At 32.7% G+C, this 14,723-nt stretch carries 14 protein-coding genes and 1 tRNA gene; 11 read left to right on the forward strand and 4 right to left on the reverse strand.

Annotation, left to right across the window (positions count from 1 at the left end; genetic code table 11):
• Window positions 1–11: 11 nt before the first annotated feature.
• Entirely contained in the window at window positions 12–2,135 is a 2,124-nt protein-coding gene (locus ACKI32_RS06185; protein WP_407414575.1) for an alkaline phosphatase family protein, read from the reverse strand.
• On the reverse strand, window positions 2,132–3,001 hold the full coding sequence (locus ACKI32_RS06190; protein ID WP_407414577.1) for a metallophosphoesterase: 870 nt from the start codon (window positions 2,999–3,001) through the stop codon (window positions 2,132–2,134). Before ACKI32_RS06190 ends, ACKI32_RS06185 begins: the two co-directional genes overlap by 4 nt.
• A gap of 79 nt (window positions 3,002–3,080) precedes the next feature.
• Here ACKI32_RS06190 and ACKI32_RS06195 point away from each other — a divergent pair, with 79 nt between their 5' ends.
• The 4 genes from ACKI32_RS06195 to ACKI32_RS06210 are packed head-to-tail and all read left to right on the forward strand — an operon-like array spanning window position 3,081 to window position 6,211.
• Window positions 3,081–4,271 carry a redox-regulated ATPase YchF gene (locus ACKI32_RS06195; protein WP_407414579.1) on the forward strand — a complete coding sequence of 397 codons (1,191 nt, stop codon included), beginning with the start codon at window positions 3,081–3,083 and terminating at the stop codon, window positions 4,269–4,271.
• Window positions 4,272–4,303: 32 nt separating this feature from the next.
• Complete coding sequence (locus ACKI32_RS06200; RefSeq protein WP_407414581.1) at window positions 4,304–4,861, forward strand: DUF6434 domain-containing protein; 558 nt, start codon at window positions 4,304–4,306, stop codon at window positions 4,859–4,861.
• 4 nt (window positions 4,862–4,865) lie between these two features.
• Window positions 4,866–5,180, forward strand: coding sequence for a TIGR04076 family protein (locus tag ACKI32_RS06205; protein WP_407414583.1), 315 nt, complete (start codon window positions 4,866–4,868; stop codon window positions 5,178–5,180).
• Window positions 5,181–5,188: 8 nt separating this feature from the next.
• Window positions 5,189–6,211: an SLC13 family permease gene (locus ACKI32_RS06210; RefSeq protein WP_407414585.1), complete on the forward strand. Its 1,023-nt coding sequence runs from the start codon at window positions 5,189–5,191 to the stop codon at window positions 6,209–6,211.
• A 28-nt stretch (window positions 6,212–6,239) separates the two neighbouring features.
• Here ACKI32_RS06210 and ACKI32_RS06215 read toward each other — a convergent pair whose 3' ends face one another.
• On the reverse strand, window positions 6,240–8,387 hold the full coding sequence (locus tag ACKI32_RS06215; protein ID WP_407414587.1) for a hypothetical protein: 2,148 nt from the start codon (window positions 8,385–8,387) through the stop codon (window positions 6,240–6,242).
• 248 nt (window positions 8,388–8,635) lie between these two features.
• Entirely contained in the window at window positions 8,636–9,034 is a 399-nt protein-coding gene (locus ACKI32_RS06220; RefSeq protein WP_407414589.1) for a C-GCAxxG-C-C family protein, read from the reverse strand.
• Between the two features lie 85 nt (window positions 9,035–9,119).
• Here ACKI32_RS06220 and cfbD point away from each other — a divergent pair, with 85 nt between their 5' ends.
• The 7 genes from cfbD (at window position 9,120) to ACKI32_RS06255 (ending at window position 14,722) form a co-directional block, all read left to right on the forward strand.
• Complete coding sequence (gene cfbD, locus ACKI32_RS06225) at window positions 9,120–10,193, forward strand: Ni-sirohydrochlorin a,c-diamide reductive cyclase catalytic subunit (RefSeq protein WP_407414591.1); 1,074 nt, start codon at window positions 9,120–9,122, stop codon at window positions 10,191–10,193.
• Window positions 10,190–10,786 carry an imidazole glycerol phosphate synthase subunit HisH gene (gene hisH, locus ACKI32_RS06230; RefSeq protein WP_407414593.1) on the forward strand — a complete coding sequence of 199 codons (597 nt, stop codon included), beginning with the start codon at window positions 10,190–10,192 and terminating at the stop codon, window positions 10,784–10,786. The genes cfbD and hisH overlap by 4 nt, the downstream gene beginning before the upstream one ends.
• Before the next feature lie 2 nt (window positions 10,787–10,788).
• Window positions 10,789–12,156, forward strand: a complete 1,368-nt coding sequence (locus ACKI32_RS06235; RefSeq protein ID WP_407414595.1) for an AIR synthase-related protein — start codon at window positions 10,789–10,791, stop codon at window positions 12,154–12,156.
• A gap of 85 nt (window positions 12,157–12,241) precedes the next feature.
• Window positions 12,242–12,679, forward strand: a complete 438-nt coding sequence (locus ACKI32_RS06240) for a hypothetical protein (protein ID WP_407414597.1) — start codon at window positions 12,242–12,244, stop codon at window positions 12,677–12,679.
• Between the two features lie 50 nt (window positions 12,680–12,729).
• Window positions 12,730–12,803 (forward strand) — tRNA-Arg (locus ACKI32_RS06245).
• Between the two features lie 21 nt (window positions 12,804–12,824).
• A complete protein-coding gene (gene truD / locus ACKI32_RS06250; RefSeq protein ID WP_407414599.1) occupies window positions 12,825–14,087 on the forward strand; it encodes a tRNA pseudouridine(13) synthase TruD in 1,263 nt (420 codons plus the stop codon).
• Window positions 14,088–14,095: 8 nt separating this feature from the next.
• Window positions 14,096–14,722, forward strand: a complete 627-nt coding sequence (locus ACKI32_RS06255; protein ID WP_407414601.1) for a zinc-ribbon domain-containing protein — start codon at window positions 14,096–14,098, stop codon at window positions 14,720–14,722.
• The last annotated feature ends 1 nt before the right edge of the window (window position 14,723 follow it).

The following is a 14,723-nucleotide window of genomic DNA, read 5'->3' on the forward strand; positions in this document are numbered from 1 at the left end:
ATTAATTTTTTTCAAGATTTTATATTTTCTATTTCTTTTTTTAAGAATTTATAAATGGATTCAGCACCAATCAAATCACCAGGATTGTCCCATTCACGAGGATATAAAATAAATGGTTTTGATTGGTCTCCACCAAGACCGCCATGACTTCCAATCAGCTCTTCAAACGCACAAACTTCGTCATTTTCAGAATCATAAAAACTGTTGACCAGGATATCAGGCATATTTTTAAATGAATTTTCTCTTTTTAGGTGTCTTGCGGCATTTTTACCAAAGTCCTTAAGTGGGTTTTGTCCAACAATCTTATCGTTGTCAAGATAATAAATGCCTTCTTGGCCTATTACCATACCTCCGTCGGTTATGGAATTAACTAAAACAAAACCAATTCCAGAATGCTTTACAAGGCCTGGAATCAAATCCGGAAAGAGCATAACAATTTCTTCATAACTCAAACGTTGTTTCCATTGAGTTAGATATATCAATCCCATATTTCCAGAGCCTAAAACTATCAATTCAGAATCTTTAACCTTTTTGGTACTTTGTTCAACACTCTCATGTCCTTTAATGTAATCCAGGCTGTTTGAATACCTATCTCTTAAATTAATATATCTGTCGTTTTCAAAAATTATCGCAGGTTTGATGTTGTCAATTTCATCCTTCATGTTTTGATGGGGTTCATGTTCATCGAATAATACGTCACGGATATTTCCAAATCTTCTTTTTATAATTTCCAATTGTTTATTTTCAGGCAATACTGCATCTCTAAAGTGGTCAATGTTATATTCGTTTTTATATATCATCAGATCATCGGGAAGCAATCTTCTGACGTATTCTGCCAATGTTATTCCATATCTTTGTTTGAATGTTGCTCCACTACTTTGGCCATGGTCTGATAGGATAACTAGTTTATAATCCCTCTCATTCATATCTATTGCTGATTCCAATCTTTGAATCTGGACATCAATTTGTTTTAATACTCCCCAAACGTCTTCATCATGAACTCCTGAGTGGTGGGCTACCTCATCATAACCCATAAATGTCGCATATGCTGTGTCAATATCACTAGCAAAAATTTCACTTGTCAAAACCTCAGTTGTTGCCTCTCTTAAAGCTACATTAGCTCCAGCCCTTATTGCAGCATAGACAATTGATCTTCTGAGGCGAGGCTGTATATTTTTTAGTTTATGCATTATTTGTGATTTCAACTCAAGAAGGATGTCCCATAAGAATAAGACAATGATTCTTTGAAAGTTATAGGATTCTAAAAACACCGAATGTAGGGTTTTGTTGTATATCCTATGTTTTGATCCAAATTTTGAGGATGTTAGTGCGGAGATGGGACTGTCTCCTGAAAACATATTTCCAATGCTTATCCCATCCACAAGCAACCCATTACCGTTACTTATTCTTTTTTCAATTTCTGGGGCATGGCTTAATTTGCCTGAAACCATAATCTTATTGTTGTTGTCTTTTTCAACCCATCTGTATGCTACAATATTTTCATTGTTTCCGTGCAGAATCCCTGCTTGGCTGGACCCTGTTTGTGAGGACAAATCTGTTTCCCAGGATTTTAGGGTATGTGTATTGTTGCTTAACCATTTTTTAATGGTTGGCATCATGTCCTTTTTCAGTGCCATTTTTAGGGTATTGATTGACAATCCATCGATTTCAAGCATTATTACTCCAGGGTACTGTTTGTTATGGTAGGTTTTTCTTTTAAGAGCATATTTCAATATGCTTTTAATGTATCTGTCGTAGTAATTTGTGTTGGTGATGTTAGTCATAAATGTTGTAATTATTGCCATAACAATTGGAACCTGCCAGAAGCCGTAAAATCCAACATAAACTCCTGGAATGGGATAAGTTGCAATATAAAATATCAAAGAGTTAATAAATATTGCACCGATACCAAATGTTAATAGGATAAATTTCATCAAAAAACGTCTGAAAATAGGCCAAAGTATGGAATTTGCAATTGTAATAGCAATTACAATAATGATTGGATCGTACCAGTTAGTATAGTTAAAATCAGCACTAATATAATCCACAAAGGCAACTGCAACAATATTTGCTAAAATAATCAATGCAGTTGTCAATATTGTTTTTAAGGATGAAATTATTTTATTTTTATTCATTCTATCGGAATTATCTGCTTATTTTTTGTTTTTAGCGTGATTATTGTAATTTCAGGTTTACAGTTGATTCTTATTCTAAATGAGTTTGTTCCAAGACCTTTGCTTGTGTATTGAACCATGTTTCCAACTTTGTAAAGTCCAACAGGATATTTTGTTGAATTTGGTCCTCTGAAAGGTGTTGTTTCAACTTTAGGTATGATGAGCTGACCGCCATGGGAATGACCTGAAATCTGCAAATCAATCTTGTTTGTCTGTGAGGATTCTTTTGCAAAATCAGGTTCATGGGCAAGAAGAATACTTGGTGTATTTTCTCTTAATTTTATCAATACTTCATCTAGATTATCAGCACAAACTGTACAGCTGTCAACACCTGCCAAATTTAAGAACTCTCCATCCTTTTCGAAAGTATAAACATCATTACTTAAATCAACAATGTCTGTGGCTTTAAATATTTCTCTGATTTTAGAAGCGCTCATCCAATGGTCATGATTTCCTAAAACCCCAAACTTTCCGTCTGGAGCTTTTAATTTTTTAAATGAATTTTTAAGGGAGTCTAAATACTCATCAATCACATATGAGAAATAATCTCCAGTTAATGTGATTATATCGACGTTTAATGTGTTCACATAATCAACAAGTTCATCCAAATATTCTGGATTTATCCATTGGCCCAAGTGAATATCAGTTAAATTTAAAATCCTGTAATTGTTAAAATTCCATCCCAAATTGTCTAATTCAATATCAACTTCAACTAAATCGATATTTTCTTCTTTAAACTTCTTGTCAGGTAAGGAATATGTCATTGCATCTTGGATGCCTTGGCGGATTTTCATCGCTTGTGGCCTTTCAATGTCTTCCTCTTTCATTGTTATTATTTTAATTTCTGAAACTATTTATATTTTAAAGAGTAAATATTAAGTTGTTATTAATTTTAATGTGATTATTATGCTTCAAATTGCAGTTTGTGGAAAACCAAATGTTGGAAAATCATCTTTTTTCAATTCAGCAACCGCATCCGTTGTAGAAATGGCTAATTATCCATTTACAACTATTGATGCAAATAAAGCAGTTGCTCATGTAATTAAGGATTGTCCATGTAAGGAGTTAGGTGTTACCTGCAACCCTCACAATTCAATCTGTATAGATGGAAAAAGATTACTTCCAATAGAATTAATTGATGTTGCAGGATTAGTTCCTGGAGCACATGAAGGAAAAGGATTAGGTAATAAGTTTTTAGATGATTTAATGCAAGCTAAAGTATTTATAAATGTTATTGATGCTTCAGGTTCAACCGATTTGGAAGGAAATCCTGTCGATTCTGGAAGTCATGACCCACTTGATGATTTGGAATTTTTGGAAAATGAGATTGTAATGTGGATGTATGGAATACTCTCAAAAAATTGGGTAAGGCTTATAAGAAAAGTCGGTGCTGAGCATTTGGATATTTCAAAAGTGTTATTTGACCAATTATCAGGTACTGGAATAGCTATTGAAGATATTATAGAAGCTAAAAGAACCATAGAACCAGATTACAATAAATGGGAAGAAGAGGACTTGATTGAATTAACTAGAAATATCCTGCATATTGCAAAACCAATGATGATTATTGCAAATAAGGCAGACTTGCCAACTTCTAAAGAGAATATAGAAAGGATTAAAGAAAAATACCCAAATGTAATTCCGACTTCTGCAAATTCAGAGCTTGCACTTGTAAAAGCAAATGAATCAGGTTTAATCAGTTATGTTTCAGGTGATAATCATTTTGAAATCCTAAAACCTGATGAGTTATCTGAACCTCAAAAGAAGGCGTTGGAATATATTCAAACCAATATTTTGGATGTATATGGAAGCACTGGTGTTCAAGATGCTTTAAATTATGGTATTTTTGACTTATTGGATAATATTGTTGTCTATCCTGTTCAAGATGAAAATAAATACACAGATCAAAAAGGTAATGTTTTGCCGGATGGATTTTTGGTAAAAAGAGGTTCTACTCCTAAACAACTGGCTTATATTGTCCACACTGATATTGGTGATAAATTCATGCATGCAGTCGATGCAAGGTCAAAAATGCGTGTAGCTAGTGATTATGAACTGAAAGACGGTGACATTATCAGCATTGTAACAAGAGGTTAACACCTCTACTTTTTTTTATTGTCCTGATTTTCATGAAATTAACTAAAGATTTAAGTCCTGAGGAATTCAATGAATACTATTTTTTAAAAGAGGAATTAAAAGATTTTTGTAGAGATGAAGGGTTAAAAATAAGTGGAAGTAAACAAGATTTGGAAAGAAGAATCATCCACTACCTTGAAACTGGTGAGTCTTTAAAAGAAACCACCACTAAATCTTTACCTAATGAAGTAAATGAAATAAAACTGGATTCAAAAATAGGGGAAAATTTCAAATGTAGCGAAGATAAAAGAGAATTTTTTGAAAAAGAAATAGGTAAAGGTTTTAAATTCAAAGTAAAATTTCAAAAATGGCTTAAATCAAATCCAGATAAAACATATAAGGATGCGATTGATGCATACTATGAAATTCAAAATTCTAAAGAAAAAACAAGCATTGGCAAACAGTTTCAATACAATCAATACGTTAAGGATTTCTTTGAAGATAATAATGGTAAATCATTAGATGATGCAATAAAATGTTGGAAATATAAAAAAAGCTTAAAAGGACATAATAAATACGAAAAAAGCGATTTAATGGCTTTGGATAAGTGATAACATGAAAAAAGTAAAAATTACTGTTGTTAAAAAAGTCAGGCACGATGATTTAATTGAAAAATATGAAAATCCACTTGAACACGAATGTGATGTTGAAATAGGTGATGTTTTCATTGCTAATGGATGGGTTAAACCAGATGATTTTTGTGATAGTGCCTGGGAGAGTGTTTCACCTTTTGTATTGGGGTTGGCCAATGGTGCTGAAGATTTTTATGATGGTTGGATGAAAAATAAAAAATCTGCAATGATTTCATGCAATGATGGTTTTAGGCCTGTCAGTTTTCTTCTGGAAACTTTGGATGAGGATGCAGATTAAATTTTTTCGTGATTGATAATATGGTTGAATTTGATGAATGTATTAATTTCATGAAAGATGAGATAATATTATCTGTATCAGTCATATTAGCAATTATTTCTTGTTTTTTTGTAAAACCTAGTCTTGATTATTTGAATTATATTAATTGGGAAACTATAATACTGCTTTTTGTAATTATGGTGGTAGTTGAAATTCTTAAAAACTTGGCTATTTTTGAAATACTGGTTCACAAGCTATTAATTAAGGTTAAAAACACACGCGGTTTGGTTTTATTTTTAGTTTTCACTTGTTTTTTTAGTGCGATATTTATTACAAATGATATCACTTTAATCATATTTGTGCCGTTTGCCATACTTGCATTAAAAAAAGTTAATAGGATGGATTTATTGATATTGACTGTTGCTCTGCAGACTATTGCAGCTAATGTGGGGTGTATGGTTCTTCCTATTGGATCTCCACATAATATCGTATTGTATACAGTTTCCCATATGCCATTTTGGTCATTTTTCTTATTATTATTGCCTTATATTGTTGTATCTGCTGTATTTTTGGTATGTGTGTCATTTTTCATTCCAAAGGAGAACATCAATTTGCCCGATATGGGGGAAGTTAGTTTTGATAGAGAAAATTTCTTTAAACGTGTTTTTCTAGGTGTTGACTACTATTTGCTTTTGACTTTCATTGCACTTTTCATTTTGATTGGAAATTTAGAGAATATTCCATTTTTAAGTCTATTGCTTAAGAAGTGGATTGTGGGTAATGAGGTAATTTTTTCAATTATCTCATCTCAAATTATCTCCAATGTTCCTGCTGCTGTGTTGATTACTACGTTTAGTACTAATTATAAAGCTATTATTGTTGGAATTAATATTGGTGGTTTGGGTACACTTATAGCATCTATGGCAAATCTTATTTCCTATAAGATTCTTGTTCGTGAGTATAAGGAGTTTAAAGTGAAGTTTTTGATTATATTCACTGTTTTAAATGTAATTTTATTGTTTATTTTATTGGGTGTTTATTTGGTAATTTAAAAAATAAAAAAGGGAGATATTAATCTCCTTATTTGATAATAATTTTTCCAGTTTTTGAAACTTTATTATAGATGGAATCTCCTTTAAAGCTTATATTAGCTGTGTAAGTTCCTTTTTTAGTTAGTTTCACGTTGATTTTTGCAACACCTTTTGAGTTAGTAGTAGCTTTATAGGTATTGTTTTTAATTTTAACAATAATTTGTTTTTTAGCTAAAACGTTATTATTAGCATCTTTTAAAGTAACGGAATAAGATTTAGTTTTTGCTTTTGCTTTAAAAGTTGCTTTAGATACAACAATGTTTGTTGATTTTTTATTTACTATTACTTTGGATGTTGCAATTGACGGTTTATAATTTTTATCTCCTTCAAAACAAACAACACAATCATAAGTTCCAACTTTGGAAATGGTTAATTCTAATTCAACTTTTCCATTTGCATCAGTTTTTTCTGCATATATGTTACCGGCCACGATTATGTAAAGTTCTTTTTCAGATAAAACATTTCCATCTGCGTCTTTTAATTCAACATTGACTTTTTGTTTGTTGTCTCCAGCAATATAAACAGTTGTTGTAACGTCTGAAACAATAATTTGGGTGTCTTTTAACACAGGATTATTTTCAGTTTCATAGTTTACGATTAATAAGTTGTCTTCGGAAGTGTTGTTGACAAATATGTTGTCTTTTGAATAAATAGAACTAGTTATTCCATCATATGCAGGGGTTTCTGGTTCTTCATCAAGTTTACCAGTGTTGTCAACAAAGACAACTGATCCGTTAACTGCTTTGTTTTCGGTGAATGTGTTGTTTAAAATTCTGATATTGGTTTCAAAGGTTCCAAATATTGCACCACCGTATGTTGCAGTGTTATTGGTTAATAGGGAATTTGTAACTGTAATGTTGTTAATCATATCACCGAATACAGCTGCTCCGAATGTTGCAATATTGTTTGTGAATTCACAATGGTCAACGATTATTTGACAACCTTCATCTCCCATTATTGCTCCTTCACTTGCGTTATTTTTGTTGAATTTACAATCGGTTATAGTTAATACAACGAAATCTGCACCAATAATTGCTGAACCGGTTCTTGCACGGCCAGTTGAAAAGGAACAGTTTGTTGCAGTAAGATTACTGTAGTGGTGTGCATATAATGAACCACCGGTATTTGCATAATTGTCTTCAAAGATACAGTTGTCGACATACATGTTACAGTATCTTTGTTGGTAAATTATTCCTCCAGCATTGGTTCCGTTGTTGTTTTTGAAATAGGAATTGCTGATGTGGGTGGTACTGTTTAAGTATGCTAAGAATACTCCACCACAGTATGTTGCAGCGTTATTTTCAAAGGTACTGTTTATAATGTCTAAGGTAGTTAATGTGTGAGCATATACTACAGAGGATCTACTTCCTTGATTGTTGTAGAATTTGGAATTTGCAATTATGGTGCTGTTGAATGAACCAATTACACATCCCCAATCAGCTAATTTTCTTAAATCAGCTAAGGTGGTACCTGCAGTATTGTCAATTCTGTTGTCAAATCCGGTAACGTTGTTGATGTATATTTTTCCGGTACTGAACAATACTCCAGTGTAAATGGTTGATTTTTCTTCTTCAGCTCCTAATTCTGTTCTGATAACATTGTTTGAGATAATTACATTGTCTATAGTAACATCGGAGTTACTTGTGATTATTCCTTCATATGTATCAGTTTTATTGATGTTTAGGAAGAAATTTGTTATTGTTAAATCTTGTATGGTCAATATGCCATTATCCATATTTGCTAACCAATTTGCATTTGAACCATCTAATATGGTTTTTTCTGGAGAAACTCCTATTAAATTAATGTTATTGGTTAAACTTAGGTTAACATTTCCATTTCCCTGGAAAATACCTTCGGATAAGTGGATATTTGTTACTTTATCAGCAGTTGTTTTTTCAACCGCTTTTTCAATTGTTTTATATGGTGAATCTAGGGTACCGTTATTATCGTCAGATCCTTCAGGGGATACATAATAATCGTTAGTGGTTTCACCATCTGTTAAAATCACGTCATCAATTTGATTTGTGGATTCAGATATTACAGTTTCATCAGATACTGCTTCTGCGCTAATAGCAGATAATGAAACAAATAATACTGTTATTAAAATCAAAATTGGAATTATTTTTTTCAGTTTCATTTTTTTCCTCTAATAATTTTAGATGTAATACTTATTTTCCAAGTAATTACATCATTTCTCTATTTATTTTGTATTATTAATAATTTACTATTAAGTAATACTCATATATTGCATATATTTAAAAAAAGTATTACTATATTATTTTAGGGGTTGAAAAGATACAATTAAAACAAGTTTAAGATTAAAAAATAGTGAGTGTTTTTTTAAAGGTCATGGTGAGGTTGTTATATTTAAAAGATGAATAATATCTATTCATCTAATAAATCAGCAACTTTGTTTGCAATAAACACGCAACAGTCAACGCAAGGTGATTTGTCTTTACCATTATTTGTAATTTTATCACATCTAACTGTTCCGTATTCTTGTTTAAAAGTATTAAAAATCTCTTTAGCATTAGCCTTTATTTTCCCAGTATCATCTAAAATAATACCATTTGCCATCAAAGCTCCAGTCACAGCTCCACATGTTCCTTCATCGAATGTTCCTCCCATTCCACCTGCAAATCCACAACCTAATTTAATCATTTCTTCAGTTGTAATGTCTGCGCCTGCGGTTTCACAAAGACCCATTAAAGTTGACTCAGAACAGCTTTTTGATTTTCTGTATTCTCTAATTTTTTCCTCTAAAATTTTTTTGTCAAGTTCCATAATGCAATCTCCAGAATTTGTTAATTAATTATATTAATTAAGAATTAAAAATACTTATTTGTTAAAAATTTTTAGGTGAAAAAATATGCATCCAAGACCAAGTCCAATTGCTGCAACCCTTTACACATTAAGGGACATGAATGTTGACGTTATTGTAATGCATGGGCCTACAGGGTGTTGTTTTAGGACAGCCAGGCTTTTAGAAGGTGACGGTGTACGTGTCGTAACTACAGGAATGTCTGAAAATGATTTTATATTAGGTGCTGGTGAAAAATTAGTTGATACATTAATCGAAGCATATGATATGTTTCAGCCAAAATTGATGGGCATTGCTGGAACTTGTGCAAGTATGATAATTGGCGAAGACTTAAAAGAGGCAATTGAAACTGCAGACTTGCCGTGTACAGTTATTCCAGTCGAATCACATGGTGGATCCGGTGAAGGAGACAATACTGTTGGTGCAATAATGGTTTTAGATGCTGCTGTTGAATGTGGTGTTATACCGCGCGCCGAGGCTGACAGACAAATAGAAATGCTTGAAAAAGCAACTGAAGTTGAAAAAACTCGTGGAATGGCACAAGGTAAGTATATTAAACCTAATTTTGGTGATTCAAAAGAAAGCGTTGCAAAAATAGTTGTAAATGCCCTAAAAGACAATAAAAAAGTTGCCTTTGTACTCAATGTTAAAAAGGAAACATCATATTTATTCTCAGATATTATAAATTTTGACTACAAAAAGATTAATCCAGACAATAAACCTATTTTTGTAGCTAACCTGGATGAAAACGTTGGTCTTCCAAGAATAAGACAACATGCAGTAAATATCAGAAATCAGCTTGATATTGAACCAGATTTCATTACTGGAGGACTAGATGAATATCCTATAACTGCAAATAAGGCAGCAGAATACTTGAATGATAAAGATTTGGATTTAATTGTTGTATTCGGTGTTCCTCATGCGTTTCCAATAGAAGATTTTGACACTGAATCTGTTGCAGTAACTGATGGGCCACGTTTAGTAGAACCTCTAAGAGAATTAGGTTATACTCATGTTGTTGCAGAGCTTGATGCACATTCAAAAACTTTAGGAACTAATGAAATAGTATTTTCTGACTTTGGTGGAATGATTAGATCAGCTATGGAGTGGTTAAACGAATGATAACAATTATTGATTATAAAAGTGGAAACTTGAAAAGCATATCAAATGGATTTAAAAAAATTGGTGTTGACTATCAAATAACTGATGATAAGGAAGTCATTGCAAATAGTGATTATTTGGTTTTGCCGGGTGTAGGAGCATTTGGAAGTGCAATGGAAAATTTAAAAGTTTTTGAAGATGTTATCTTTGAGCATGTTGCAGATGACAAACCATTTTTAGGAATCTGTCTTGGTCAGCAGGTATTGATGAGCTCAAGTGAAGAATCACCAGGTGTTAAAGGTCTGGACCTCTTTAAAGGCCATGCTGAGATATTGGGTGAAGGTGTTAAAATTCCACACATGGGTTGGAATAAATTGAAAGTAGTAAATAATTCACCTATTTTGGAAGGTATTGGTGGAGAATACTTTTATTTTGTTCATTCTTATCATGTTGTTCCTGATGATGAAAATATCATTGCAGGAGTATGTGAATATGGTGGAGATGTTGTAGCATCTCTAAATCAGAATAATTTGTTTTCAACACAGTTTCATCCGGAAAAAAGTGGAGAAGCTGGACTTAAAATATTAAAAAATTTCACTAATTTGGAGATTTAACTATGGATATAGAAGGATTTGTAAGAGCAAGAATCGATGATTATGATTATAATGATCTTGCAGACATTTTGGCTGTAAGAATTAGAGAATACAAAAAGATATCAGAAGAAAACTCTGTTGAAATGGCTAAAGCTGTAATTGATGAAGTTTCAACAACTTTAAAATTGCAGGAAAGTGATGATGAGTTTTTAAAAGAAATAGCCAGTGTTAATAAGGCCGATGTTTTAATGGGCGAGATGGGAGTAGGTTCCCGTGGAGCAGGTGACTTCTTTGTTCACAGAAAAATCGCAGAGATAGTCTCATCAACCAACACTGCTTCTTTAGTTAATCCATCAGAACAGGACGATGGTGGTGTTGTAAAAGCACCAGTTAACAATGATGAAGTTTACATTACAACTGCAGTTGATGGAATCCACTCAAGATTAAGTGAATATCCATTTTTAGGTGGTTTCCATGTTACTCGTGCAACTTTAAGGGATGTTTGTGTTATGGGGGCAGATCCTGTAGCTATTTTAAGCGATGTTCACCTTGCAGACGATGGGGATGTTGCTAAAATATTTGACTTTACAGCAGGTGTTGCTGCAGTATCAGAACTTGTAGATGTCCCAATTGTAGCGGGAAGTACCTTGCGTGTCGGGGGAGACATGGTTTTAGGTGATAGGTTTGTTTCAGCTGTTGGAAGTGTTGGTGTATCAGCATATCCTCCAACTGCAAGAAAAGGAGCTACAGAAGGTGATGTTATTCTTTTAACTGAAGGTTCAGGAGGAGGAACAATCACAACAACCGCTCTTTACAACGGATTTTTCGATGTTGTGTGGGATACAATGAACGTAAACTTTGTTCAGGCATCACATGCATTATTTGAAGCGGACCTTGTAAAAGACATCCATGCAATGACTGATGTAACAAATGGTGGTCTTAGAGGAGACGCTCATGAAATATCAAATACTACTGGTGTAGGATTAGAGTTTCATGAAAAAGAAATCAGACAAATGGTTGCACCAAATGTGTTAAACATGCTTGAAACATTAAACATTGATCCATTAGGTGTTTCAACTGATTCATTAATGTTAATTGCACCTCCTGAAATTGTTGGTGACATTAAAAAAGCAGTTGCAAAATATGATGTTGCAATTTCTGAAATTGGTGAAGTTAATAATTCCGGCGAACCAATTTTACTTAAGGAAGATGGTTCTAGTGAAAAATTAGTCCCATTGTTCAGAGAAGCGGCTTATACTAAAATCAAAAAGTTAGTTGGTGAAACAACTCCTGAAGACTTTGAAGAAATGAAACAAAAAGTTCAAAAAGCTTCAGATGCAGCAATTGCTAAAAAAGATAAAGTTATAAAACATATTTTAGAGAATAAATAAGATTTCTGATTTGATGCGACTTGATGTAAAATCATATTGTCGCACTTCCCTATTTTTTTAATATTTTAAAATTCAATTTTTCTTCATGTTAGATGAAAAAGGGAATTTTTACATAATTGATGCAGTTCTTGCGGTTATACTTATTTTAATTGTATTTTTAGCTTTAAACATGGCTATTTCAATTTCATCTCCAGATTACTCCTATACTTCAAAAGATATTAGAACAGCTCAGGATATAATGGAAATTCTAAGTGGAAAAGTAAATGTTACGGATAGGACATTTATTGGGGATATATCAAATATTTTAGATGAAAATGAAAACTCAAAAGAAGCTATTAGGAATGTTTCGGAGTTATGCAGTAATCAACTTGATTCATATGATTTAAAAAATTATAGATTTAGTGAGAATAATGTTTTGAGTGGCGAAGTCTTGGCCTCTTCAGGGGATTATTCAAAGGCTAGTGATGTTTCGGTAGCTTCAAGAAATTATGGCCAGTATTCCTATACATTATCGATATGGTAATAATTAAATACTATAAAAAACTTAAACTTAAATGTTATCTTATTTTGTTAGCCCTGATGGTGTAGTTTGGATAACACATGGGACTGCGGATCCCATTCCCCGGGTTCAAATCCCGGTCAGGGCATTTGTTATTTCCGTGATTATTATGTTAAATGCTAATACTTATGTTACTCACCAGAAAGGTATTGGTGGGACAATTAGAAACAGATATGAAGATTTTTACGTTGAAGAAATTCCTGAAGTCATTCCTGATGGTGAAGGGCCAAATGTCTACATTTGGATTGAGAAATTGGGAAGAACCACATTGGATGTTGTTTTAGACATAGCTCGTGATTTACACATCTCAAGAAAGAGAATGGGATTTGCAGGAATGAAAGATAAAAAAGCTTTAACTCGTCAGTGGATTTGTATATCCAATATGAATTCAGAAGAGGAATTTAATCAGGTTAAGGCTTTGGATGGAACTATCTATAAAACTGATTTTTTAAAGATTATCAGAGGTCGTAAAAAACTTAGAATGGGCCAACTTAAAGGTAATAAATTCAAAATTCTAATTAAAGACCTTGATGATATTCAGGAAAGTGCAGATATTGCTAATGAAGTTTTAAAAGAATTGGAAGTTAAAGGTGTTCCTAACTACTTTGGTTGGCAGAGATTTGGAAAACCTAGAACCAATACTCATTTGGTTGGTGAAGCATTGGTTGAAAATGATTTGGCCAAAGCTGTTGATAGATATATTGGAAATCCAACTGAAGAGGAGCATGAAGAAAACCAAAAAGCCAGGCAGGCATATGATGAGGGGAATTTGGAAGAATCTCTTAATCTGATGGGTAAGGGAATGAGATATGAAAAAATGATGATAAGGGAGTTAATAAAAGATTCCAAAAAAGGAGAATTGACAGATAAGTCTTATATGAATGCAATTCATGCCCTTCCAAAACCACTTCAGAGAATGTTTGTCCATGCTTATCAATCTTATTTATTTAATGAAGCTGTAAGTAATAGAGTTGAAATGGGAATTAACAAATATATTGATGGAGATATTATTATTGATAAAGAAGAACATATTGTTCGAGATAAAACTCCGGAGGAATTTCAAGAATTAATTGATAACTTTGAAGTCAATCCAACAAGTCCGTTATATGGTACAAAAGTTCCATATGCTGGTGGAAAAGTTGGTGAAATGGAAGAAAATGTATTAAAAAGTTATAATTTAGAAAAATCAGATTTTGAAGTCCCAAAAATGCCACGTCTTGGAAGTCATGGACTTAGGAGGGCAATGCGTTTTCAAGTGTGGGATGCGTCTGCTACTCCTGTGGATGATGGTGTTTTATGTGAATTTTCAATAAATAAAGGTTCTTATGCTACTGCTGTTTTAAGAGAAATTATGAAAAAAGATGTAATTTAGGTGATAATATGGTAATTTGTCCAGATTGTGGAAAAGAAGTTCCACAAGCAAAATTTTGTAAAAATTGTGGAGCTCGCCTTCCTGAAGTTGAAGAAGCTACGCAGATTGTAAATGAAGATGTAAACTCTGTTGTTGAAGAGGTTACGCCTGCTGTAAGTGAAGAGGTAAAACCTGTTGTTGTGGAGGAAACAATTCCTGTTAGTGCAAGTGAGGTAACTGAAGAAGAAGTAAAACAAGAAGAAACAAGAAATAATATCAGATTCTGTCCTAATTGTGGTTATGAGCTTAATGGTGAATTTAAGTTCTGTCCAGATTGTGGTGCTAATTTAACCAATCCTAGCGGTACAACTCAAACAACCTCTGTAACTTCATATAAAGAAAAAAATATACTAATAGCTATTATTTTAAGTGTTATATTCCCAGGTTTAGGTCAGTTCTATTTGGGATTAAATCATAAAGGATTAATGTTTTTAATTGGTTATATTCTTTCATTTGTTTTATTCATATCAATTATTTTATTGTTTATTGGAGCTATACTCATGTTTGTTGTATGGATTTGGGCATTAATAGATACAATTATATCTACAAATGCATTAAATCGTGGAGAATCTGTTGAAGATAAATTATTAGGCTAGA

The sequence above is a fragment of the Methanobrevibacter sp. genome, assembly GCF_045611865.1.
Lineage (GTDB): Archaea > Methanobacteriota > Methanobacteria > Methanobacteriales > Methanobacteriaceae > Methanocatella.